This is a genomic window from Riemerella columbipharyngis, from assembly GCF_900101995.1.
GTDB lineage: Bacteria > Bacteroidota > Bacteroidia > Flavobacteriales > Weeksellaceae > Riemerella > Riemerella columbipharyngis.
Map to the genome: position 1 here is coordinate 43,758 of NZ_FNAS01000009.1, position 24,479 is coordinate 68,236.

The following is a 24,479-nucleotide window of genomic DNA, read 5'->3' on the forward strand; positions in this document are numbered from 1 at the left end:
AATAAATTAACGAAATTCTATCCTAAAAATTATGGCAACACTAAAAATTTCTGCTTTAAATATTGATACTCAGTCTAAAGATAGGGAGAGGAATCTTATCAATATAGAAAGGGCATTAGAAAACAGTGTTTCAGATGTTATACTCCTTCCGGAAATGTTTACCACCGGATTTTATATGGATACAGGGGCTATTGCCGAGCAAAATATGGAAACTCTTTTGTGGATGAAAAACTTTGCAAAGAAAAAAAATGCTGCAGTCTGTGGGAGTATTTCGGTTAAAGAGAACAGCCTCTTTTTTAATCGATGTTATTTTGTAAAGCCAAGCGGTGAATTTGTGAGCTACGATAAAAGACATCTTTTTTCATATTCGGGGGAGCAAAACATTTATACAGCCGGAAATACTCGTAAAATAGTAGAATACAATGGTTCTCGGTTTTTGCTGCAAATTTGCTACGACCTTAGATTTCCTGTTTTCAGCAGGAATAATAATGATTATGACATTGCATTGTATCTTGCCAACTGGCCAAAACAAAGAATAGAAGCATGGAATACCTTATTGAAAGCACGAGCCATAGAAAATCAAGCTTATATTTTTGGTGTCAATAGGATAGGCACTGATAAGAATGGCCTCCATTACCCCGAAAGCACGCAATGTTTTTTTGCAGATGGGCAATTGGTTTCCCAAAGAGACGGGAGTATCATCTCTGCCGAAGTTAGTTTGGAAAAACTATTTGAGTTTCGGAAAAGATTTTGTTTTCTGGCTGATAGAGATTCCTTTGAATTAAATTTATAGTTCCGATATAGAGTCTAAGACGGCATCATACTCGTATCCCTTTCCTATAAGGTAGCGAATGGTTTTTTGCTTTTTATCGAATGAACTGCCCGAAGTTTGTTTGGTATAATACTTCTCATAGAGAGCCTTAATAGTATTATAGTAATCTTCGTAATCTATTTCATCGAAACATTTGAGAATTAGTTTTTCTGTAATGCCTTTGCCTTTTAGATGGCTCTTTATCTTGTTCCGTCCCCATTTTTTAATATTAAACTTTCCGCGAATATAGCTCCTTACGAATCGCTCTTCGTTGAGATAATTCTCCCTTATCAAAAACAGCAGTATCTCGTCTTTGGCTTCGGGGATTAGTAGGAATTCTTTCATTTTCTGTTCTACCTCTTTATGGCAGCGGTCTTGGTAGGCACAGTAGCGAGCCATTTTAAGTTTTATCTCTTCAAAAGTAAATGACCTTTTTTCCATAAAACAAGATTTGCACAAAGATAAAATATTTAGTGATTTTAATCATAAGGAATTTTTAGTACAGATATAATTATGAAAGGGGTTTAGTTTGAAATACCTGAAATAAGTGTCAAAATTTCTTAAAAACGAATATTTGAAAATAAAAATATGAAATTTTGTCTCATTTTTAATGAGAAATTACAATAGAATACTTTTTGAGTTGATGTTAGCGTTATCGAAAATAATGTTTAATAAAAAAAATCACAAACGATATGAATCTTAATCAATTCACAGTAAAATCACAAGAAGCCATCCAGAAAGCACAACAAATTGCTATGGAATTTGGCAACCAGAGTATAGAACCACAACACATTTTGGAGGGTATCTTCCAATGTGACGAAACAATTTCTAAATTTTTATTGAAAAAATCGGAGGCAGATGCTGCTCTCGTGAGGGAGCGGAATAGAGAACAAATAGAAAGTCTTCCTAAGGTGGAGGGCGGCGAACTTTATCTGTCTCAGAGTGGGAATAAAGTTCTTTTAGAGGCATTAAGCATCGCTAAAAAAATGGGAGATGAGTATGTTACGATAGAACATCTCTGGCTGGCTCTTATAGAGGTGTCTTCTTCTGTTTCCAAGGTGCTTAAAGATATGGGCGTGACAAAAACCCTCTTGGAAGCGGGAATCAAAGAAATGCGAAAAGGCTCTAAGGCGACTTCTGCAAGCTCAGAGGAGACCTATCAAAGCCTTAGCAAATATGCTAAAAACTTCAATGAATTAGCGGCAGAGGGAAAATTAGATCCCGTCATCGGAAGAGATGAGGAAATCCGCAGGGTGTTGCAAATATTATCACGGAGAACCAAAAACAATCCTATCTTGATAGGTGAGCCTGGGGTAGGTAAAACAGCTATTGCAGAGGGTATTGCCCATCGTATTGTATCGGGAGATGTGCCGGAAAATCTTATGGATAAAACACTTTATTCTCTGGATATGGGGGCTCTCGTGGCAGGAGCTAAGTACAAAGGAGAGTTCGAGGAACGCCTAAAATCTGTGGTGAATGAAGTGACGAAGTCTAACGGGCAGATTATTCTTTTCATTGATGAAATACATACTCTGGTAGGTGCCGGAGGAGGAGAGGGAGCTATGGATGCCGCTAATATTCTGAAACCTGCATTGGCAAGAGGAGAGCTGAGAGCCATTGGAGCAACCACGCTCAATGAATACCAAAAGTATTTTGAGAAAGACAAAGCATTGGAAAGACGTTTTCAAAAAGTAATGGTAGAAGAACCAGATGTGGAAAGTGCCATCTCTATCCTTAGGGGAATAAAAGATAAGTACGAGTTTCACCACAAAATCAGAATTAAAGATGAGGCTATTATTGCTGCTGTGGAGATGTCTCAGCGTTATATCTCAGACCGTTTCTTGCCGGATAAAGCCATTGACCTTATCGATGAGGCTTCCGCAAAGCTTAGAATGGAAATTAATTCTAAACCGGAGGAATTAGATGTCTTAGACCGAAAATTGATGCAGCTGGAGATAGAGCTTGCCGCAATATCAAGGGAGGGCAACCAAACGAAAATAGGCCATCTGAAAGAAGATATCGCAAAGGTATCCGAGGAGCGAAATCAAATCAATGCCAAATGGCTCCAGGAGAAACAAAAATCAGAGGACTTAACTCAGGTTAAAAAAGATATAGAAGCCCTAAAATTAGAGGCAGATAGAGCTCAGAGAGCCGGCGATTATGCCAAAGTATCAGAAATCCAGTATGGCAAACTTAGAGAGAAAGAAGAGGCACTGAAGACATTGGAACTGGAAATGCAAAACAACCAAAACGAGCTGATAAAAGAAGAAGTAACGGCTGAAAACATATCGGAAGTTATTTCTAAATGGACGGGCATACCGGTAACAAAACTTTTGCAGAGTGAAAGAGAAAAACTGCTAAACTTGGAAGACGAACTTCACAAGCGTGTAGTAGGGCAGGAGGAAGCTATACAGGCTGTAGCTGATGCGATAAGGCGAAATCGTGCAGGGCTCAATGACGAGAAGAAGCCAATAGGCTCTTTCTTATTTCTCGGGACTACGGGAGTGGGTAAAACAGAGCTTGCAAAGGCGTTGGCGGAGTTCCTCTTTGATGACGAAAACAATATGACGCGTATCGATATGAGTGAGTATCAGGAACGCCATTCTGTGTCCCGTCTGGTAGGTGCCCCCCCGGGATATGTAGGATATGATGAAGGTGGGCAATTAACCGAAGCGGTACGGAGAAGACCATATTCTGTAATCCTTTTGGACGAAATAGAGAAAGCTCACCCGGATGTGTTTAATACACTTCTACAGGTTTTAGATGATGGACGGCTTACGGATAATAAAGGGCGTGTGGTGAATTTCAAAAATACCATTATCATCATGACTTCTAACCTTGGCTCGCATATTATCCAAGAGAACTTTGAAACCCTTACAGATGAAAATCTAAATGAAGTGGTAGAAAAAACCAAAGAAGAGGTATTTGGATTATTGAAACAAACGCTTCGCCCTGAGTTTATCAACCGTATAGACGAGGTGGTATTGTTTCAGCCATTGAGTAAAAGCGATATCGGGAAAATAGTGAAATACCAGCTTAGAAGTTTTAATAATATGCTTGAAAAACGCAGAATTATAATGACTGCCAGCAAAGACGTTATTGCCTATCTTACCGAAAAAGGCTACGACCCTATTTTCGGTGCAAGGCCACTCAAAAGGGTATTGCAGCAAGAGGTACTCAACCGTCTTTCTAAGGATATCCTTGCAGGTAAAGTAAATGATGGGGATAGGGTTACATTAGACTATTTCGATGGAAGCGGACTGGTTTTCGTGAATGAAAAGTAAGGAGTCAGCTAATAATTTATTATAGAGTATAATGAGAAAAGCCACCGAAAAAAGGTGGCTATTTTTATAAATTTAAGCATTAAATTCCTATGGGAATGTAACGCCGGAATATCGATTAGGATTTACTTCCGGTAAAGTAGAATGGTATTTAGCATTAATCGCTTTGATAAATTCATTAGCGATAATGGAATAGCCTCTACCGGTAAGGTGTACGCCGTCTAAAGAGAACGCACCTCCTGTGATATACTTCGCACCGTAGTTTACGCCATTGTATTGTATTCCGGATTGTGAGCTTAGCTCTTGCATTTTAGCATTGGCATCTACGAAAGCCAATTGATACTTGTCTGCCAATTGTTTTATTGCGGCATTGTAGGCAGCTGTAGCTTTCAGTACATTGGCAGTTTCATCTTTGGTAAGCACATATTTGTCGTCCAATGGATAAGTGACCCCATATCTATCGAAAGGTGTTTTATCGTAAGGCGATGGCGAAGGTGCGCCTATCACAGAACGCGTCGTAAGCGGGATAAGGTCTTCCTTGGTGGTTTGTCTTGCTTGTCCGTAGAGATTTCCTACTATAGCAGCCAAATTAGATGGCAATGCTTTAGCTTGGATAAGTGCTGCTGTAATCTGTGTGGAATAATCTACTAAAGATTTGTCCTTTATCAAAAGAGGGTTGCCTTCGCCTTCTTTCACTAAGTTAAAACGTCCTTCTTGTCCGTACATTTTCAGGATTGCTATTAGCGGTGCATAGACTCTCTTGTTGAGCTCTTCTGCTTCTATAGCTGTTAGTGGGACAGGGTTGTAAGGAATAGTCGTGAAAAAAGGAATGGAAGTTACATTAGGAATATTGGCAATGACGCCTTGTCTTGCCCCTGCTGACTGCATTCCTCGAATAAGGGTTTCGATAGAGCCAGCAACCACCATAGGGTCTGAAATATCGGCATTTCCGTAAGTTGTAGGATTAGTATTCCCTGTTTGGTCTACGCCGTCACCGCCATTAGTAGCATAGGTAAGAACATCATTGTTTCCAATCCAAAGGGAAAAGAAGGTAGGCTTCTGAGTCATTGCATCTTGAATTACAGATGATGAGGGAGAAGAAGCAAATCTCACGAAATAAGGATTGGCTTTACCTAAGGCTAACCCTGCTTGATTACCATATCCGGAAGCCAAAAGATGATAAGACTTTGCTCCCGGTACGCCCATATTATTGAATTGACCTTTTACCATATCTAAATCTGCTTCTGCGGGTAGAGCAACGGGTGCAAGCTGTCCATTAACGGCTTTTAGCACATATTTCCCGCTAAATCCAGGAATGTTTTTGAATCCTCCCACATTGTTGGGCATCATAGGCTGGGTAAAATACCCTCCGCCTGCTTTTTTCATTTGTTCGGCAATGATATTCGGGTAAGATTCTTTTTGGCCATCGGCATATAAAGTACCATCTCTAAATCCTGAAGTAAGAGAATTTCCGAGTGCGACATATCTGGAGAAATCAGCTTCTCCGCTGGTGGTTTTTATATTCGCGACATCCGTAGGGAAGTCTGTATGGCAGCTGCTAAGAGTTAGTACAAGAGATGTGGCTAATAGTGGTGTGAATAATTTTTTCATAATTTATCTGAATTAAAAAGCATTATAAGAAAGACCTAAACCTAAGAAAAATGCATTGACTTTGGCTTGGCCTTTGAAATTATAGTATTGATTGTCAAAATCTCTATGTTTAGCAAACAAATATCCTCCTGAGATATCTATTCCGAAGTTGTTTAGTTTGAACCCTAATCCTCCTGTAATCACATTGGAATTGAAAGAAGGAGTTTCTGGGATGAAATCTTTGTCGGCATAAGGGGATTCGTCATAGTAATATCCAAGCCTTGCTGCAATATTGTCTGTCAGCATATATTGGGTTCCGAATCTCCAGGTAGTAGTGTTTTTGAAATTTTTAGGAGTAACTTTTTCTTTTGGATAGTTAGGCTGATTGCCCAATTTTGCATTTTGAAAATGTAATACTAAGCTGTTGTATCTTTCCCATCCTGAATAATCGAAATCTGCAGAGAGTTGCCATTTTGGAGTAACTTTATATGTGGCTCCTATAATGTACTCGTCTACTAATGGTAATGTTGCTTTGAAGTTGTCTTGCCCATTGCTGTCCAGACCTAGCAGAGGATAAAAAATATTGGAAGCTTTCATGGTAACTTTTCCATTTTCTGCTTTCATATCTACAGGCGAGCGATAGCTTACGCTCACATCTATTTTTTCCGATGGACGGAAATAAAATCCTATGGCGAACCCTTGTCCGGAAGCATTGTTGTCTTTAAGGTTTACTCCTCCTCCTATCTTTCTGCTTGCTAAATCCCAGTCTACAGATCCTTTGGCGTAGATGTAGCTTCCGCCTATGGCTACATTGTCCGATAGTTTAAAGGAAACCATCGGCTGAAAATAGAAGCTTTTGAGTTCTAATTTTTCTACCATTTCTTCACCTGTCCAGCCCTTTGGCCATTTGATGGTGTTTCCAAAAGGTGTGGCAAAATTGAATCCTACTGAAACATTGTCTGCTACTTTGTAAGCAAAGGCAGCGTACAGAGGCGTTCCTATAGGATTGTTGGTAGAATAGCTTTCGCGTGTTTCTATATTTTGGTAGTCTATTCGCGTTTTTGTAGCAAATCCACCTGCAACGACACTGATTTTATTAGGGATAAAGGACATCCCTGCTGGATTAAAAAAAGTAACGCTTGCATCTTCTGCGTGAGCACTGGTATGTGCCATAGCAAGCTGCTTAACTCCCTGAAGGGAAACCCTGAAGCCTCCCGCTTGTGCTAATAGCCCACATATCAATGTGGCTGGTATTAAAAATTTCTTCATATTTCGTTAAATAATTTAGCCAAATATAAAATTATTTTTTAGATAAACAAAAAAATATTCTCAATTAGATATTGGTTTGATGATTGGGTTTTATTTGTTGATTGTTTTTTTAATGAAAAAGGTTAAAGTCTTTATATTTTGGTAATAGAATAGTTTTTATGATTTGAGTATATATCTTTCCTTTCTTTTTTTTCTCGAACTGGTTTTTCCGAATAGCTCTCATCAAGTTCTATTTCACCTTTATCTTTCTCGCATTCTTCTGCAATTCACTCTCTTATTTTATCAAATTTTTATTGATTATCAGGTGGAAACATCACAAAAATATCACTTATTTTGGGCTTTAATATTAATACAAATTAGATTTAAGATTTCTCTAAATTTTGCCTCGGAAATTCTTGAATAGGCAATATATTTATTTTTTATTGATTAAGAATGATTTACAAAACTATAAATCTTCTTAAGTTATCTTGAACTGATTTAAGAGTCTGTTTAAAAATTAAATTCAAAAAAAACGCATGGTAAAAATTTCATTAAAGGTGATTATAAGTTATTTATATTAAGCATTTTTCATAATTTTATAGAAATCTACAAATTAAGTTACAATGAAAAATTATCCAGCCAACATTACTGATGATCAGTGGTAATTTATAAAAAATACTTTGGCTTTCAGCAATAGAAAGTGAAAATATCATTTGAAAATCGTCTAAAATGCCATTGTGTACATAGTGAAAACGGGCTACTAATGACGGAAGCGTCCTAATGATTTTCCAAAGTGGGAACTGGTTAATTACTACTACAGCAAATGGGCAAAAACGGATTTCTGTCAGTAATAAAAAAAAACAAATTCGACTATTTAATCAATGTAGCGATACAAAGTTCAGAAAAGAAAAACAGATTTTCAGACTGTTTTCAAAAGACTTATTATAGAACGCATCTTTTCATGGTTTGACAAAGACAAAAGACTAAAACTATGCAGAAATTAAGAACTTCTGACAGAAAAACTCAGAAAATAGGACCTAATTATCTGTCATAAAATTTTGCTCAATAAAATTTAGATAGAGGCTTAAATCCTAAATACACAAGGAATAAAGAGTTGTTTTTCATACAGTCATAGAGAAAATACGGGTTTCAGGTATTTTTCTTAGCATTCTAAGGTCAAAAGTCATGGCTACATTTCGGGTAAAAGCTCTGCCTTTATCAGTGATTTTAATTTTATTTTCAAGGATCTCTACCAAGCCGTCGGATTGCATTTCCTTAAGTTTTTCCATAGCAATCTCTATTTCTGGGAATATGGTTTGGCTGTCCCAAGAGGTTTCAAGCTGACACATTAAGTTGAGAATATGACGGCGAATGATCAAGTCTTCATTGGTGAGAATATGACCTTTAACCACAGGAAGTACTCTTTCGTTTATCATCTTTTGATAGCCCTCTACTGTTTTTTCATTTTGAGCAAAAGCATACCAAGAATCAGAAATGGCACTCATCCCGAGTCCTACCATCAGCTGAGTTTTGCCGGATGTGTATCCCATAAAGTTACGATGAATTTTTTTGTTGAGTATAGATTGGTAAAGCTCATCGTGCTCTAAAGAGAAGTGATCCATACCGATTTCTTTGTAGCCAAGTTTTTGGAGTAATTGTTTGCCGTTTTCGTAAAGTTTTCGTTTTTCTTCACCGCTTGGTAAATCGTTTTCGTCGAACCCTCTTTGTCCTACGCCCTTTATCCATGGCACATGAGCATAAGAATAGAATGCGATGCGGTCAGGTTTCAGAGACATCGTTCTGCGTATGGTTTTTTCCATTTTCTCCCAACTGTGGAAAGGAAGTCCGAATACTAAATCGTGCGAGATACTGGTGTAGCCTACCTCTCTTGCCCAGTTGGTCACTCTCTCTACACTTTCATAGGGCTGTATTCTGTTAATGGCTTTTTGAACTTTTTCATCATAGTCTTGAACACCGAAACTCACTCTTCTGAACCCTAAATCATAAAGAGTTTTTAAATGTTCTTTGGTCGTGTTATTCGGGTGTCCTTCAAAGGAAAACTCGTATTCGTCCATTATTTGGGATTTAGTAAAAATTCCTTCTAAAAGGAATTTTAGATTTTCGGGTGAGAAAAATGTAGGCGTCCCTCCTCCCAAATGAAGTTCTTTAATCTTAGGTTTTTCACTAAAGATTTCCAAATACAAATCCCATTCTTTCAGTACGCTTTCTATATAGGGTCTCTCTACAGAATGCTGCTTTGTGATTCTCTTGTGGCAGGCACAGAAGGTGCAGAGCTGTTCGCAGAAAGGAAGGTGGATATAGATGGATATACCCTCTTTTGAGTTGGACTCGTTATAGGATTTTATCACAGATTGTTTCCACTTTTCAGGAGTGAAAGAATCATTATCCCAATAAGGCACAGTAGGATATGAGGTGTAACGAGGTCCCGGAATATTATATTTGTCGATTAAAGAATTCATAGTGCAAAAATACGATGCATTTGTATTCTACAAAATTTTATTGATTATATTTTGATTCAATGAATATTTTTGAAACTACTGTCTCTTAAAATTCGTATAGTTTTCTGAATGTATTATATTTGCACATTATTATCTCTTAATGAAAAAATTAGTCATTATCCCGACTTACAACGAAAAGGAAAATATCAGTGCTATCATTTCGGCTGTCTTTGGTCTTAATGAAGACTTTCATATTTTGGTGGTAGATGATTCTTCTCCGGACGGTACGGCAGATATTGTGAAAACATTGCAATATCACTATCCCAGTGCTTTGCACCTGACGATAAGAAAAGTAAAAGACGGACTGGGAAAAGCTTATATACACGGCTTTCAGTGGGCAATAGAAAAAAGCTATGACTATATTTTTGAGATGGATGCCGATTTTTCTCACAATCCTAAAGATTTGGTGAGACTGTATAACGCCTGCCAAGATGCAGATATGGTCATCGGCTCTCGCTACTGCCAAGGCGTGAATGTCGTCAATTGGCCTATGAGTAGGGTTTTGCTCTCGTTTTTTGCCTCTAAGTATGTGCGTTTTATTTTAGGAATGCCAGTACACGATACTACGGCGGGGTTTGTGTGTTTCAGGCGAGAGACTTTAGAGAAAATAAACATTGGAGAAGTGAAGCTCAAAGGCTATGCCTTCCAAGTAGAAATGAAGTATAGGGTATTTAAGAAAGGACTGAAGATTATAGAAATACCCATAGTATTTACAGACCGAATGAAAGGGCAGTCCAAGATGAATGGCGGTATTATCAAAGAAGCTGTATTTGGGGTGCTTAATCTTAAACTAAAATCAATAACAGGGAAGCTATGAATCGTATTTTAGTTTTATTGCTATCAGGGCTTTTAATCGCTTGTAACTCAGGGGAGCCTAAACCCAAAGATCTTTTATCCAAAGACCAAATGGCAAAAGTGGTGGCAGAACTCTGCATATATGACCAGCGGTACAATTCGGATATGAACTATGATAGTTACAAAGTAAATGCGTCTATCCTGAAAAAAAACAACATTAGCCTAAAACAATACAAAGCGAGTTTTGAGTACTACTTGCACGACCCCGATAATATACAGGAAATCTATGATAAAGCCCAGAAAATCCTTTTGAAGAAAGCCCCTAAGCTGGAAAATGTCATTAAAAATAGAAACAAAATATCCCAAATATCCAATAATGAATAGACGATTTTTTAGTGTAGAAAAACAATCTGAATCCAAAGCCAGAGCAGGTGTCATCTCTACCGACCACGGCACAATAAAAACCCCTATATTTATGCCCGTAGGTACAATGGCATCGGTGAAAACCGTACACCAGAGAGAGTTGAAAGACGATATAAAGGCGCAAATTATTCTTGGGAACACCTATCATCTTTACCTGCGTCCGGGAATGGAGGTAATGCAAAATGCCGGAGGATTACACAAATTTATGAATTGGGATAGACCCATTCTCACGGATTCTGGGGGGTATCAAGTATTTTCTTTATCATCAAGTAGAAAGATGAGCGAAGAAGGAGTACGGTTCAAATCTCATATTGATGGAAGCTATCACCATATATCTCCCGAAAAATCTATGGAAATACAAAGGCAGATAGGCGGCGATATTTTTATGGCGTTTGATGAATGTACCCCTTTTCCTTGTGAATACAACCAAGCCAAAGCCTCGATGGAACTTACGCACCGTTGGCTGAAAAGATGCATACAATGGACCAAAGAAAATTTGGAATTGTATGGGCATAGGCAGCGATTGTTTCCCATTGTTCAGGGATCTACTTATTCGGATTTGAGGAAAATATCTGCCGAGGTAGTAGCAGAGTCCGAGGCAGAGGGGAATGCCATAGGAGGACTTTCTGTGGGAGAACCGGAAGAGGAAATGTACAGAATAACCAATGAAGTGACGGATATTCTCCCAAAAGAACGCCCCTGTTATCTGATGGGCGTGGGTACTCCGTGGAATATCTTGGAGAGTATAGGTCTGGGCGTGGATATGATGGACTGCGTAATGCCGACTCGGAATGCAAGAAACGGAATGCTCTTCACCTGGCAAGGAGTAATGAATATTAAAAACGAAAAATGGAAGCAAGACTTTTCGCCACTCGACGAGACAGGCGTGAGTTTTGTGGATAGGGAATATTCCAAAGCTTATGTACGACATCTTTTTATTGCCAAAGAGTATTTGGGAAAACAGATTGCCTCTATCCATAATTTAGCGTTCTACTTAGACCTTGTAAGGGTCGCGAGAGAGCATATTTTAGCAGGCGATTTCTACGAATGGAAGAAAAGTATTGTCCCTGTCCTTAAACAGAGGCTTTAATGTAGGACTAACTTATCCAAAATGATGATAGAGAGTTTACATAACGACAAGGTAAAACGCTTGGTAAGGCTAAGTTCGGACAATCGTTTTCGTAAAAAAAGCAAACTGTTTTGCGTGGAAGGACGGCAAGAGAACAAGAGGGCATTGTCTTTTGGCTTTGAGCCGGAGTCATTTTTCGTTTGTCAAGATATTTATGGCGATACTTTGCCGCAGGGAGAAGTCCATCTCGTGTCCAAAAAAGTGTACGAAAAAATTGCTTACAGAAGTAAAACGGAAGGCATCATCGGGATATATACCCCGAAAAATGAGTCTCTTGAGCATTTTAAGCCTAAAAAAGATTCGTCGGTTATCATTGTGGAAAGCGTAGAAAAACCTGGTAACTTAGGAGCTATACTCAGGAGTTGTGAGGCCTTTGGCATTGATGCCCTTATCGTAACCGATGCCCGTGCAGATTTCTATAACCCTAATGTTATCCGCTCAAGCGTGGGCTGTCTTTTCGGAATGAATATTTACCAAGAGACCAATGAAGAGGTATTTCATTTTTTACAGAAAGAAGGCTACCAAATTTTCTCTACATATATGAGTGAAAAAGCTGAGGACATCAGCCAAAAAGACTATACCAAAAAATCGGCAATTATCTTCGGAACGGAGCATTCCGGCATAGGCAAATATTGGATGGATAAAACGGATAATGTGCTAATTCCAATGGCAGGAAGTATAGACTCTCTCAATCTGAGCAATGCCGTCGCAATATGCTGTTATGAAATTTTAAGACAGAAAAAGAGGTTGTTCTAAGGGACTATTTAATTTTTTTCGTAACTTCGCTTAATTATGTTAATAGAAGAAGTCTATCCGAAAAAAAAACTTTATTGTTTCAGTATATCTGATACGATAGGCGAAGTCCTTGCAGGATTGGAAGATTTTGACGAGATGAATGCCTCTCATTTTTTTATAGAAGACGAGGCAGTTTTCTTGGGAGCCATCAGAGCAGCTGATATCCAAAGTCTTTCTGATTATACCGACAAAACACTGTCAATAGCCCAACTTCTAAATGCTGAAACGGTAGTGATAGAAAAGTTTGCAGTCTTAGAAAAAACCTCTTTTTTTGAATATCCGAAAGCATTTAGAGATAACGAGGCGAATATCATTCCCATTATTGATAAAAATCAAAAGTTAGTTTCAGTGGTTACTTTAGATGATTTTATAGGCAGCATCGCCAATATGCCGATATGCACCGAGTCGGGGTTTATACTGATCGTAGAAACCATACCGGGGCAATATTCTATGTCCGAAATTTCTCAGATTGTGGAAAGCAACAATGGAAAACTATATGGTGCATTTGTAAGCGAATGGCAGAATGACAGCCTGAAAATCACGCTAAAAATAAGTGGTGGCAATATCTCTTCTATTGGAGAAACCTTCAAAAGGTACGGCTATCGTATTGCACAAAAGTTTTATACCGATGAACAAGAAGAGGCTCTGAAAGAGAACTATCATTATTTCAAGAAATATTTGGAATTTTAGTTGTACTTTTGGAGTTTGGATTTATAAGTTAATAAGAATGAAAGCGGCGATATACTCTCAGAAAAAAGACTTGGATACATTTTTATATTTGAGTCGTTTCATATCCGAATTGGAAAAAAGAGGTGTAGAATCTGTTTTGTATGAGAGTCTTGCAAAGAATTTGTCTTTCTCAAGAAACTTTAGCACCTTTAGCAACAAAGAAGAGCTGAAAAATCAAAATATCGATTGGTTTTTTAGTTTTGGCGGCGACGGCACCATTCTCAATGCACTTATTTTTATTCAAGACTTGGGGATTCCGATAGTGGGGGTGAATACAGGGCGGCTAGGATTTTTGGCTTGTTTTTCCAAAGAAGAAATTTTTGAGAATATCGACAGAATTATCAATGGAGAAATGATTGTGAGTGAGCGCTCTGTTATCGAAATTTCCACGGATAAAGGGAACATAGATTTTCCTTTTGCCCTAAATGATTTGAGTATCACCAGAAAGGAAACCACCTCTATGATAACTATAGATACTTATATAGATGATGAGTTTCTCACTGTATTTTGGGGAGACGGGCTGGTGGTATCCACGCCTACCGGCTCTACGGCGTACAATCTCAGCTGTGGAGGCCCTATCATTTCACCAAGAACTAACAATTTAGTTTTAACGCCAATTGCCCCGCACAATCTCAATATGCGCCCCATCATCCTTGGCGATGATGTTTTTATAAAACTAAAAGTGGATAGCAGGGTTCCAAAATATTCTTTGGCTTTAGACTCAAGGCTTTATGATTTGGATATCAGCGAAGACCTTTATATCAAAAAGGCATCGTTTTCGTTGAAAATTCTTTTAACTAAAAAAATAAATTTCTACGAAACGCTTCGTCAAAAACTACTTTGGGGAAAAGATAAACGCAACTGATAGCGACGGTAGTTATTTTAACATCGCCGACTACAAGTCTAATTCAATTCTAAACCCCTCGTGTCTTCTGATATTGAAAACATCACCGTTTTCAAAACAGAGGTACTGACCTTTTATTCCTTTTAATACGCCTTGATACTCAGGTTTTTTTGTAAGGTTAAAAGATTGTATCTTATGAGGCGGGGTATATGGATAATGGATGTCAAGTAACTGGGCATCTATTCGTGATCCTCTAATTTCTTCGGGTATTTTATCCCAAACATCATCTCTATACGCCATCAAATCAATCTCTGAGGGAGGGATGTCTTGGAGCATTTTTCGCCAGTTTGTTTTATCGGTAATGTATTTTTTAAGCAAAACCTCTATTACGCCGGCCTCGTATCGGTTGTTCGTCCTTGCAATGGGAAGAGCCATCGTAGCACCTTGGTCTATCCATCTTGTGGGAACTTGAGACTCTCGGGTGACCCCTACTTTCACATCTCCCGTATAAGCCAAATAGACGATATGGGGCTGCATCTGAATTTGCCTTTCTACTTCTAAATCTCTTTCTTCAATGCCCAGATGAGCTTTGGACAACTCTGGTTTTAATATGGTTTCGCTGGCATAAGGACTTTCGAAAAAGCATTTTTTGCAAAATCCCATAGAGTATATAGGTTCATCGCTTCCACAATTTACGCACTCGTATCCTACATGGCGTAAGGTAATTTTTCTATTCCAAAGCTCATTGAGATGAATAAGGTCGCCCGATAGCGTAAGATAGTACTGCACAGGGGATTGAAACTGTGTTTTCATTTTCAGAAGTTGGCCTTGGAATTTCATTTTTCAAATGACTTTTGTTGTTATTAAAGAGATCTAAACACTGCTTTTGTGAAAACAAATATAAATAAAATTTATAAAGATATGATTCTTCTTAAATAATTTGAAATTGCTTTAAGCTAATTTTATTTATAGACAAAACAATAAATTCATAAAATACGATTGTAATTCATTAACTTTGCGGTATGATAAATCAGTTAGGGAATTTTCTTACGCTATCTACTTTCGGAGAAAGCCATGGAGAGGCTTACGGAGGCATTATCACCCATTTTCCGGCAGGTATCTTCATTGATTTTGATGCGGTACAACACCAGCTGAATAGGCGGAAACCAGGACAGTCGTCTATCGTTACACAGCGTAAAGAGAGTGATACTATTAGATTTCTGTCTGGTATTTTTGAGGGAAAAACTACAGGAATGCCTATCGGATTTCTTATTTTTAATGAAAATCAAAAATCTAAAGATTACAATCATCTGGAGGATAGGTACCGCCCGAGCCATGCAGATTTTACCTACGATGCAAAATTTGGATTAAGAGATTACCGCGGCGGCGGCAGGTCTTCGGCAAGAGAAACCGTCAATTGGGTAGCCGCAGGAGCTTTGGCAAGACAAATTCTCCCCAAAGAAGTAGAAATCTATGCCTATGTATCCTCTGTAGGCAATGTGGTTTGCGACAAAAGTTATAGCGAACTTAGCCTTAATGAAATAGACCATAATGATGTTCGCTGTCCAGATTCTTTTTCCGCAGAGAAAATGATAGAGAAAATAAAGTCTATTAAAAAAAGCGGCGATACCATAGGCGGTACGATAACTTGCGTTGTTAAAAATCTTCCTATCGGTCTGGGAGAGCCTGTTTTCGGCAAACTTCAGGCGGAGCTGGCACGGGCAATGCTAAATATCAACGCGTGTAAAGGGTTTGAATACGGAAGCGGCTTTGCAGGAACTATGATGAAAGGGAGCGAGCATAATGATGTATTCAAGGCAGATTTTACCACAGAGACCAACCATTCTGGCGGCATACAAGGTGGCATTTCCAATGGAATGGATATTTATTTCCGAGTAGCATTCAAACCTGTGGCGACACTGATGAAATCCCAAAATAGTGTTGATAAGGAGGGAAAAGCATCTATTGTAGAGGGAAAAGGAAGACACGACCCTTGTGTCGTGCCGAGAGCGGTGCCTATAGTAGAGAATCTTACTGCTTTTGTACTGGCAGATATGTATTTGATAAACCGATTAAGAAGAATTTAATTTTAACTTATAATTTAAATAATATGGAAAAATATTGGAATAAAGCCATAAATTTTGAACAGTATTTAGAGGAAACTAAAAGCCGATTCGAAAATCCCAAAACAGAGGAAGACAGAGAGAAAAAACCGTACTATGAACTGGGGATCCAGAGAATGGAAAGAATGCTGAAAGTTTTCCGCCCAAGCGAAGAGGATTTGAAAACGCTGGAAGATAAAAAATTCAAAGGAAAAATCCTCATTATTTCAGAAGGATGGTGCGGAGATGCTAGCCAGTGTGTACCTGTATTGGATACTTTTTTTAAGGATAAAAATGAAGTGAGAATTTTTTACCGAGATGCCGATACTTCTCTAATAGACCAATTCCTCACAAACGGTGCCAGGGCGATACCTAAAGTCCTTATCCTTGATGAAAACTTTAATGTCAAAAATACTTGGGGGCCTCGTCCTGCGTATGGATTGGAATTGTTCAAAAAATTCAAAGCAGATCCCCAAAATTATCCGAGAGAAACATTTTATAATGACTTACAGGTCTATTATGCCAAAAACAGAGGAAAAGATACCGTTAAAGAAATTTTAGAACTGATATAGAATACGGAGATGAAGTTTTTTAAGAAAAGGATTATCGATTTTGTTCTTTTGGGGCTTCTTTTGGTGTTTTTATTTGTACCAAAGGTTAGAGATTTTATTTCTGGTAAATTATTGTTTTTCGGTCCGGATATGAGTGAGGTAACAAAGGATATTGCTCTTTCCGACTCTGAATACGATGTAGAGCTGGAAGGAATAAATGTCCCGAATGCCAATCTAAAAGACTTCAAAGGCAAATTATTGTTCTTAAATTTTTGGGGAACTTGGTGTCCGCCGTGCAGAGCAGAGTGGGGAAGCATACAGAAGCTCTATGACCAAGAGAAAGATAAAATGCAGTTTGTGCTTGTAGCGATGCAAGATCAAAGAAAAGATGTGGAAGCCTTCCTTAAAGAAAACAACTACACAGCACCAGTTTATCTTGCCGTAAGTCCTCTTTCGGATAAAATTTTGCCGCAAGTATTTCCCTCCACTTTTATTATTGACAAAAAAGGTAGGGTTTTGAAGAAGGACGAGGGAGCAAACAATTGGAGTTCAGAAGCTGTTATATCCTTTATAGATAATGTTTCAAAGTGATTTTTGTTAATTTGGAACAGATTTTGAGAAGAAACTTCTGGTAATGATAAAAAATAAATATGGCATCAAAATTTGGCTTAGCCCTTACGGCATTTAAGCAGAAAGGGTTTTTTAGAAGAATACCGGATATCATCAGAATGGCAAAAGCTATTATGAAGAAAGAGTATAAACCGAAATACAAAAACATTATAATACCTGTTTTAGTCTTAGTTTATATCATATCACCATTGGATATTATTCCGGATTGGATTCCGCTGATAGGGGAGGTGGATGATATCGCTTTGATTGCGATGGTTCTGCCATTGCTGATGAAAGAGACGGAGCGTTTCTTGGAATGGGAAAAGAGCCGTCATATAGAAGATGCTGAGATTGTGGAGTAAAATCGGCAAAATCTTAAAAAAAGGAGAAGGCTCTAAGTAAAAGGGAGTTGGTTTATGGATTTAGAGGCAAATAAAAGCAAAGCCAAGCAAAAGGAGAAAGAGCATAGGAAATTTTTGGAAGGGTTGAAAAGAAAGCCTCCGAAAAATTTGGACTATATCGCTCAAGAAGCTCACGAAGAAGTTTTCGAAGAAGTAAATTGTTTGTCGTGTGCCAATTGTTGCCGTACCGTAGGACCGATGATCATAGGGCAAGATGTGGAGCGGATTTCCAGATTTCTGAAAATAAAACCGGCACAGTTTGAGCAAAAATATCTAAAGACCGATGAAGATGGCGACTTGGTTTTTCAGTCTATGCCTTGTCCTTTTTTATTTTCCGATAACACATGTATGATATACGAAGTACGCCCTAAGGCTTGTCGGGAGTTTCCTCATACGGATAGAAAAAAAATCTATCAAATCAATCATTTGACGATAAAAAATATAGCAGTATGCCCTGCTGCCTTAGAGTGGGTAGAGAAAATGCAGGAGAAACTTCGTTAGTAGTTTAGGTTGTTTTTTTTGTGTTAATGTCTGATTATTAGTGTTTAAGAATGTTATTCTCAATTGCTTTTGTATAGATTTTAGTCTATAAATAAAATAAATGATCCAAAAACTTTGGTGGTTTGCAAACAAGTTGTATATTTGCACCACTCGAAAAGATAAATTTTTGAGGGCGGTTAGCTCAGCTGGTTCAGAGCATCTGGTTTACACCCAGAGGGTCGGGGGTTCGAATCCCTCACCGCCCACATTAGGGCTCTTAGCTCAGCTGGTTCAGAGCATCTGGTTTACACCCAGAGGGTCGGGGGTTCGAATCCCTCAGAGCCCACACATTCAGGTCTCATCTTGTATAAGGTGAGGCTTTTTTTTTGTTATAGATTTGGTTTACCCACCGAAAACTTTTACATTTGAAGCAATTAGTTACTTATGAAATATTACATTATAGCTGGTGAGGCTTCGGGTGATTTGCACGGAAGCAACCTGATGAAAGCATTAAAGGAAAAAGATGCTAATGCCGAATTTCGATTTTGGGGAGGAGATCTGATGGCGGAGCAGGGCGGTGCTTTGGTAAAACATTATCGCTCACTTGCTTTTATGGGCTTTGTAGAAGTGATTCAGAACCTGAACACCATCCTTAATAATATAAAATTTTGTAAGCAAGATATCAAAGCCTTTTCCCCCGATGTCTTAATTCTAATAGATTATCCGGGGTTCAATTTAAGAATTGCAAAGTTTGCTAAATCTTTGGGGATAAAAGTTGTGTATTACATTTCACCGCAGCTGTGGGCGTGGAAAGAAGGACGCGTAAATACCATCAAAAAATATGTAGATGAAATGCTGGTGATTCTTCCTTTTGAGAAAGAATTTTACGCCAAACACAATGTAGATGCTCATTTCGTAGGGCATCCTTTGCTGGATGCCATTTCGGATCTACCGCCGATAGATGCAGAAACCTTCCGAAAAGAAAACCATTTAGATGACAGGGAAATTATTGCCCTGCTGCCTGGCTCACGAGAACAAGAGGTAAAGAAAATGCTGGATATTATGCTGTCGGTTCGCCCTTATTTCAAAGAATATCAATTTGTAATTGCAGGAGCACCGAGTCTTCCGAAATCATTTTACAAGGCATTTACCGATGATAATGTTCATTTTGTTTCCAATCAAACTTACGACTTGCTGAGGTGCGCCCGGTCTGCATTGGTAACTTCCGGCACGGCTACTCTGGAAACTGCTCTACTCAATGTCCCGGAAGTGGTCTGCTACCGAGGCAGCAAAATCTCTTACCTCATCGCAAAACGGCTGGTGAAGCATATCCGCTATATTTCGCTGGTCAATCTCATTATGGACAAAGAAGTGGTGACGGAATTGATACAGAATGATTTAACGACAGAACATCTCATCCGCGAGCTCCGTTTGACCTTAGACCAAAACAGAGAAAAAATATTATCCGATTATCACCTTCTTCGCAAAAAACTGGGCGGAAGAGGAGCCAGCCAAAAAGCTGCCAAAATTATCATAAAAATGAATGATGAATAAACAGCCTCTACTAATAGCCGTATTGGGATTTATTTTAGGAATTTTGATTGAAGATTTTCTTCATTTGTTCTTATGGCTTTGTGGCGGCATTGCTTTATTTCTTCTGGTTTTTTCTTGTATTTTGTTTTCTAATAAAGTCGTATTTCACAGGCTGAGGTCTATCTTTTTGGGGTTGTTGTTTTTGGGGTGTGGAATGTTCTCTTATTCGGTTAGATTTTTTTCTAATGAAAGTATTGATTTTCAGAAAAAAGAACGCGTCATTTTTAGATTAGACAAAAAAATAAAAAGCACCCAAAAATATAAACGCTATGAAGTGCAAATTCTCAAAAATAAAAAATGGATAAACGCCATTATCAACATCCCTACACAACAGCCGGAGCTTGATTATCAACACTATTACACCGCCCAAACCTATTTATATCCCATATCTCCGCCACTAAACAATTATCAATTCGACTATGCCCACTATCTCGAAAGAAAGGGAATAGGATATCAAGGCTACCTCTATGAGCCTTATCACAAATCTATTAAACCAAAACTTTCTCTGCGAGATTGGCTCAACCAAAAACGCCAAAATTGGCTCCTTAGGATTTCGGCATCTCCTCTTGGTAAGTCCACTCGGGAATTTCTGAAAAGCATTATCCTTGCAGACCGTACCGAGCTGGACAGTTCTACTACCGAAGATTTCCGTAAAAGCGGTATTATGCATCTTTTAGCTATTTCGGGCACCCATATTGCCATTATTTTTGAGGCTTTTCTTTTTCTATTGTCAAGGTTCGTTTCCCGTAAGACTAGTGTTGTCATGAGTTTAATTCTAATTTGGTTTTTTGCTGTATTCATAGGTGCCGGTAGTTCTTCCGTAAGAGCGTGCTTGATGCTTTCTGTCTATGCTGTTTATCAAATAATTCAGAGAAAGCAAGATGTTTTGCATAGTTTGTCTTTGGCAGCATTGGGGATTTTAGTCGTTAGCCCGCAGCAGTTGTTTGATTTGGGATTTCAATTGAGCTTTGCGGCGGTATTAGGTGTTTATTGGTTTAATAGACCTATAAAAAAACGGTTTTCTTTTTCTAAAAATAGATTTCACAGGTTTTTTATTTCTGTGGTAGCTCTTACTATTTCGGCACAGCTTGGCACGATGCCTATTGTTTTGTATTATTTTCATCAATATTCGCTTATTGCAATTGTTACCAATATTGTCATTATTCCTTTTGCTCAGATTATTATAATGTTTTCTTTTGTTGCCGCAATATTGATTGGTTTAAATATGGGCTTTTATGTGCTTTTTTATATTTATGATTGGTGCATTGGTTTTATGCTAAAAGGCATTCATTTCTTTGCTAATATTCCTGGGGCTTATCACTCGGAAATTTCTATGACCTTATTGGAATGCTTATCGCTGTTTGTAGTGGTCTATGTTTTAAGATTTTTAATTCTAAACCAAAGTCTGAAAAATATTCTAAAATTTGGAGCGGTATTGATATTATTCTTTGCGCTAAGGATACTGACAGATATTTATTATTATCAGAAACAAGAAACCATACACTTTAGCTACGGCAGAGAGCACGGGCTGGCGATAAAAGAAGTAGGAAAGCTCTACTTTTTTGTCCATTATACCGAGAAAGCAGATATTAAGAAAATGATTTTGCCTATACAAATTGCAGAGCGAATGCCCTCATACCATATTTATTTCTTGCCCAAAGGCACGAATACCATAGTATTTAACGGAGAAAAATACATTTTGCAACCTCTATAAGAAAGCAGGTTAATTATTTAGAAAAATTATAAACTACCGTTTAATGACGATTCTCATTTTTATGAATATAAGCAATTTTTTAACTTTGTACAAAATTAAAAATCAACTTATGGCAGGTTTAACGAGTTCTACAATAGGTAGAAAGTACGCAATGGCATTTTCAGCGTTGTTTTTGCTGGTTTTCCTAGTGATGCACCTATCTGTGAATATGCTCTCTGTATTCAGCAAAGGAGCATTTGATGAGGCATCTTATTTTATGGGGTACAATCCTCTTGTTCAGTTTTTGATGCAGCCTATTCTCATCTTTGCGGTGTTTTTTCACTTCATTATGGGATTTGTTTTGGAAATCAAAAACAGAAAGGCGAGACCCGTAAAATATCTTGTAAACGGAGCAAATGCAAACTCTACTTGGATGTCAAGGAATATGATATATTCCGGTTTGGTTGTTTTGGCATTTTTGGTGCTTCATATGTATGATTTTTGGGCTCACGAGATGTCTTATAAGTATTTTCCTGGAGGCGGAGATTCTCAAGATATAGAAAGATTTTGGATAGAGCTTCACGAGAAATTTGCAGACCCGATTAGAGTGGCAGCATATGTTGTGGCATTCGTTTTATTGGGATTGCACTTGGCACACGGATTCCAGTCTTCATTCCAATCAATAGGTGCAAGACACCCTAAATATACGCCTTTCATCAAAGCGTTGGGAACTTGGTATTCTATCCTTATCCCATTAGGATTTGTTTTTGTAGCAGTATTCCATTTCGTAACTCAATCTCATCATTAAATTTTAGATTAGTTTTAATTTAAAGTTTTTTTTAAAAACAACATAACAATGAGTAAATTAGATTCTAAAATTCCAGCAGGTCCGCTTAAGGATAAATGGAAAAATCATAAAGACCATATGAACTTGGTAGCGCCTAATAACCGAGACAAGATAGACATTATCGTTATCGGTACGGGTTTGGCGGGAGGTTCTGCTGCAGCTACCTTAGCAGAACAAGGTTATAATGTAAAAGCATTCTGCTATCAAGATTCGCCAAGAAGAGCCCACTCTATTGCTGCTCAAGGGGGGATCAATGCTGCTAAAAATTATCAAGGTGACGGCGACTCTATCTACAGACTTTTCTACGATACTATAAAAGGTGGAGACTATCGTGCCAGAGAGGCTAATGTATATCGCCTTGCGGAGGTTTCTGCCAATATTATTGACCAATGTGTGTCTCAGGGGGTTCCTTTCGGGCGTGATTACGGCGGCCAGCTGGACAACCGTTCGTTTGGAGGGGTTCAGGTAAAAAGAACTTTCTACGCAAAAGGGCAAACAGGGCAGCAGCTATTGCTCGGTGCTTATGCAGCGATGAGCAGACAGATAGGTAAAGGTAGAATCAAAATGTACAACCGTCACGAGATGATGGACTTGGTTATCGTGGACGGAAAAGCAAGAGGTATCATTGCCAGAAACTTGGTGACCGGTGAAATAGAGAGACACTCTGCTCACGCAGTGGTAATCGCTTCCGGTGGATACGGAAATGTTTATTTCCTTTCTACGAATGCGATGGGATCAAACTGCTCTGCAGCTTGGAAAATCCACAAAAAAGGAGCTTTCTTTGCTAACCCTTGTTTCGTTCAGATTCACCCGACTTGTATCCCGGTACATGGTACGCAACAGTCTAAACTGACTTTGATGTCTGAGTCTCTTAGAAACTCCGGAAGAATCTGGGTACCTAAAAAGATAGAAGATGCAGTGGCCATCCGCGAAGGAAAATTGAAACCGGAAAACATAAAAGAAGAAGACAGAGACTACTATCTCGAAAGAAGATATCCTGCATTTGGTAACCTCGTTCCTCGTGATGTGGCTTCCAGAGCGGCAAAAGAAAGATGCGATGCCGGTTTCGGTATCGAAAATAATGAGACCAAAGAAGGAGTATTCCTTGATTTCTCCACCGAGATTATGAAAAAAGGTAAAGAAGCGGTATTGGAACAAAATATTCACAATCCTTCTGAACAACAGATTTATGATCTTGGTAAAAAATGGGTAGAAGAAAAATATGGTAACCTTTTCCAAATGTATGAAAAAATTACCGCCGATAACCCTTACAAAACACCAATGAAAATATATCCTGCCGTTCACTACTCTATGGGAGGCGTTTGGGTAGATTACAACTTGATGTCCACTATCCCTGGATGTTTCGTGATCGGAGAAGCCAATTTCTCAGACCACGGTGCCAACAGACTTGGAGCCTCTGCATTGATGCAAGGTCTTGCAGACGGTTACTTTGTACTTCCTTATACCATCGCAGACTATCTGGCCGCTGATATTAGAACAGGGGCTATCCCTACCGATACAGAGGCTTTTGATGAAGCAGAGAAGGGTGTTAAAGAAAGAATTAATTTCTTTATGACTAATAAGGGAACTCATTCCGTTGATTATTTCCATAAAAAGTTAGGGCACATTATGTGGAACAAAGTAGGTATGGGTAGAACTCCGGAAGGGTTAAAAGAAGCCATCAAAGAAATAGAAGAAGTAAGAAACGATTTCTGGAAAAATGTAAAAGTACCCGGAGAAGCCAATAGTATGAATCCTGAGCTGGAAAAAGCATGCAGAGTAGCAGATTTCTTGGAGTTAGGGCAGCTGATGGCAATGGACGCTCTGAAAAGAGAGGAATCTTGTGGCGGACATTTTCGCTGGGATCACTCTACAGAAGATGGAGAGGCAAAAAGAGACGACCAAAACTATATGTATGTATCTGCCTGGGAATATCAAGGAAAAGACATCAATGCAGAAACGTTGCATAAAGAAGAATTGGTTTACGAGAACATTGAAGTGAAAACAAGAAGTTATAAATAATCTCCAATAAATAAAAT

Annotated in this window: 22 protein-coding genes and 2 tRNA genes; 19 read left to right on the forward strand and 5 right to left on the reverse strand. The window is 38.4% G+C overall.

The genetic code is table 11. The features are described from left to right. Positions 1–31: 31 nt before the first annotated feature. On the forward strand, positions 32–793 hold the full coding sequence (locus tag BLS89_RS06140) for an amidohydrolase (RefSeq protein ID WP_092736628.1): 762 nt from the start codon (positions 32–34) through the stop codon (positions 791–793). Here BLS89_RS06140 and BLS89_RS06145 read toward each other — a convergent pair. Then, positions 788–1,252 carry a regulatory protein RecX gene (locus BLS89_RS06145; RefSeq protein ID WP_176763262.1) on the reverse strand — a complete coding sequence of 155 codons (465 nt, stop codon included), beginning with the start codon at positions 1,250–1,252 and terminating at the stop codon, positions 788–790. The genes BLS89_RS06140 and BLS89_RS06145 overlap by 6 nt on opposite strands. Positions 1,253–1,503: 251 nt before the next feature. Between BLS89_RS06145 and clpB the strand changes: the two genes are divergently transcribed. Beyond that, positions 1,504–4,095, forward strand: coding sequence for an ATP-dependent chaperone ClpB (clpB, locus tag BLS89_RS06150; RefSeq protein WP_092736630.1), 2,592 nt, complete (start codon positions 1,504–1,506; stop codon positions 4,093–4,095). An 87-nt stretch (positions 4,096–4,182) separates the two neighbouring features. Here the strand turns inward: clpB and BLS89_RS06155 are convergent, their stop codons facing one another. The 3 genes from BLS89_RS06155 to hemN form a co-directional block, all read right to left on the reverse strand. Continuing rightward, positions 4,183–5,703, reverse strand: coding sequence for an SGNH/GDSL hydrolase family protein (locus tag BLS89_RS06155; protein WP_092736632.1), 1,521 nt, complete (start codon positions 5,701–5,703; stop codon positions 4,183–4,185). Positions 5,704–5,715: 12 nt separating this feature from the next. Then, positions 5,716–6,951, reverse strand: a complete 1,236-nt coding sequence (locus BLS89_RS06160) for an OmpP1/FadL family transporter (RefSeq protein WP_092736634.1) — start codon at positions 6,949–6,951, stop codon at positions 5,716–5,718. A gap of 1,100 nt (positions 6,952–8,051) precedes the next feature. Then, positions 8,052–9,410 carry an oxygen-independent coproporphyrinogen III oxidase gene (gene hemN / locus BLS89_RS06165; protein ID WP_092736636.1) on the reverse strand — a complete coding sequence of 453 codons (1,359 nt, stop codon included), beginning with the start codon at positions 9,408–9,410 and terminating at the stop codon, positions 8,052–8,054. Positions 9,411–9,549: 139 nt separating this feature from the next. On the opposite strand from hemN, the gene BLS89_RS06170 reads away from it, so the two are divergent. The 6 genes from BLS89_RS06170 to BLS89_RS06195 are packed head-to-tail and all read left to right on the forward strand — an operon-like array spanning position 9,550 to position 14,185. Further along, the gene (locus BLS89_RS06170; protein WP_092736638.1) at positions 9,550–10,266 is read left to right on the forward strand and encodes a polyprenol monophosphomannose synthase; all 717 of its coding nucleotides are present in this window, start codon (positions 9,550–9,552) and stop codon (positions 10,264–10,266) included. After that, complete coding sequence (locus tag BLS89_RS06175; RefSeq protein ID WP_092736640.1) at positions 10,263–10,628, forward strand: DUF4296 domain-containing protein; 366 nt, start codon at positions 10,263–10,265, stop codon at positions 10,626–10,628. The genes BLS89_RS06170 and BLS89_RS06175 overlap by 4 nt, the downstream gene beginning before the upstream one ends. Continuing rightward, positions 10,621–11,757, forward strand: a complete 1,137-nt coding sequence (tgt, locus tag BLS89_RS06180; protein ID WP_092736704.1) for a tRNA guanosine(34) transglycosylase Tgt — start codon at positions 10,621–10,623, stop codon at positions 11,755–11,757. Before BLS89_RS06175 ends, tgt begins: the two co-directional genes overlap by 8 nt. A gap of 21 nt (positions 11,758–11,778) precedes the next feature. Continuing rightward, positions 11,779–12,552 carry a TrmH family RNA methyltransferase gene (locus BLS89_RS06185; RefSeq protein ID WP_176763263.1) on the forward strand — a complete coding sequence of 258 codons (774 nt, stop codon included), beginning with the start codon at positions 11,779–11,781 and terminating at the stop codon, positions 12,550–12,552. 36 nt (positions 12,553–12,588) lie between these two features. Then, positions 12,589–13,281 carry a CBS domain-containing protein gene (locus BLS89_RS06190; RefSeq protein WP_092736642.1) on the forward strand — a complete coding sequence of 231 codons (693 nt, stop codon included), beginning with the start codon at positions 12,589–12,591 and terminating at the stop codon, positions 13,279–13,281. 37 nt (positions 13,282–13,318) lie between these two features. Continuing rightward, a complete protein-coding gene (locus BLS89_RS06195) occupies positions 13,319–14,185 on the forward strand; it encodes an NAD kinase (protein WP_092736644.1) in 867 nt (288 codons plus the stop codon). Positions 14,186–14,215: 30 nt separating this feature from the next. Here the strand turns inward: BLS89_RS06195 and BLS89_RS06200 are convergent, their stop codons facing one another. After that, positions 14,216–15,004, reverse strand: a complete 789-nt coding sequence (locus BLS89_RS06200; RefSeq protein ID WP_092736646.1) for a DUF2797 domain-containing protein — start codon at positions 15,002–15,004, stop codon at positions 14,216–14,218. A 182-nt stretch (positions 15,005–15,186) separates the two neighbouring features. On the opposite strand from BLS89_RS06200, the gene aroC reads away from it, so the two are divergent. From aroC to BLS89_RS06255, 11 genes are all read left to right on the forward strand, one after another. Then, positions 15,187–16,251 (forward strand): chorismate synthase, encoded by a 1,065-nt coding sequence (gene aroC, locus BLS89_RS06205; RefSeq protein ID WP_092736648.1) that lies wholly within the window; start codon positions 15,187–15,189, stop codon positions 16,249–16,251. 23 nt (positions 16,252–16,274) lie between these two features. Beyond that, positions 16,275–16,838: a thioredoxin family protein gene (locus tag BLS89_RS06210; protein ID WP_092736650.1), complete on the forward strand. Its 564-nt coding sequence runs from the start codon at positions 16,275–16,277 to the stop codon at positions 16,836–16,838. 9 nt (positions 16,839–16,847) lie between these two features. Continuing rightward, positions 16,848–17,408: a TlpA family protein disulfide reductase gene (locus BLS89_RS06215; protein ID WP_092736652.1), complete on the forward strand. Its 561-nt coding sequence runs from the start codon at positions 16,848–16,850 to the stop codon at positions 17,406–17,408. 59 nt (positions 17,409–17,467) lie between these two features. After that, positions 17,468–17,788: a YkvA family protein gene (locus BLS89_RS06220; RefSeq protein ID WP_092736654.1), complete on the forward strand. Its 321-nt coding sequence runs from the start codon at positions 17,468–17,470 to the stop codon at positions 17,786–17,788. 54 nt (positions 17,789–17,842) lie between these two features. After that, the gene (locus BLS89_RS06225; RefSeq protein ID WP_092736656.1) at positions 17,843–18,328 is read left to right on the forward strand and encodes a YkgJ family cysteine cluster protein; all 486 of its coding nucleotides are present in this window, start codon (positions 17,843–17,845) and stop codon (positions 18,326–18,328) included. Between the two features lie 170 nt (positions 18,329–18,498). Continuing rightward, a tRNA-Val gene (locus BLS89_RS06230) sits at positions 18,499–18,573 on the forward strand. 5 nt (positions 18,574–18,578) lie between these two features. Next, positions 18,579–18,653 (forward strand) — tRNA-Val (locus BLS89_RS06235). Positions 18,654–18,751: 98 nt separating this feature from the next. Further along, complete coding sequence (gene lpxB, locus BLS89_RS06240) at positions 18,752–19,861, forward strand: lipid-A-disaccharide synthase (RefSeq protein WP_092736658.1); 1,110 nt, start codon at positions 18,752–18,754, stop codon at positions 19,859–19,861. Further along, positions 19,851–21,614, forward strand: coding sequence for a ComEC/Rec2 family competence protein (locus BLS89_RS06245; RefSeq protein ID WP_092736660.1), 1,764 nt, complete (start codon positions 19,851–19,853; stop codon positions 21,612–21,614). The genes lpxB and BLS89_RS06245 overlap by 11 nt, the downstream gene beginning before the upstream one ends. Before the next feature lie 109 nt (positions 21,615–21,723). Then, positions 21,724–22,401 (forward strand): succinate dehydrogenase cytochrome b subunit, encoded by a 678-nt coding sequence (locus BLS89_RS06250; RefSeq protein WP_092736708.1) that lies wholly within the window; start codon positions 21,724–21,726, stop codon positions 22,399–22,401. 48 nt (positions 22,402–22,449) lie between these two features. Beyond that, positions 22,450–24,462 (forward strand): fumarate reductase/succinate dehydrogenase flavoprotein subunit, encoded by a 2,013-nt coding sequence (locus tag BLS89_RS06255; protein WP_092736662.1) that lies wholly within the window; start codon positions 22,450–22,452, stop codon positions 24,460–24,462. Positions 24,463–24,479 lie beyond the last annotated feature (17 nt).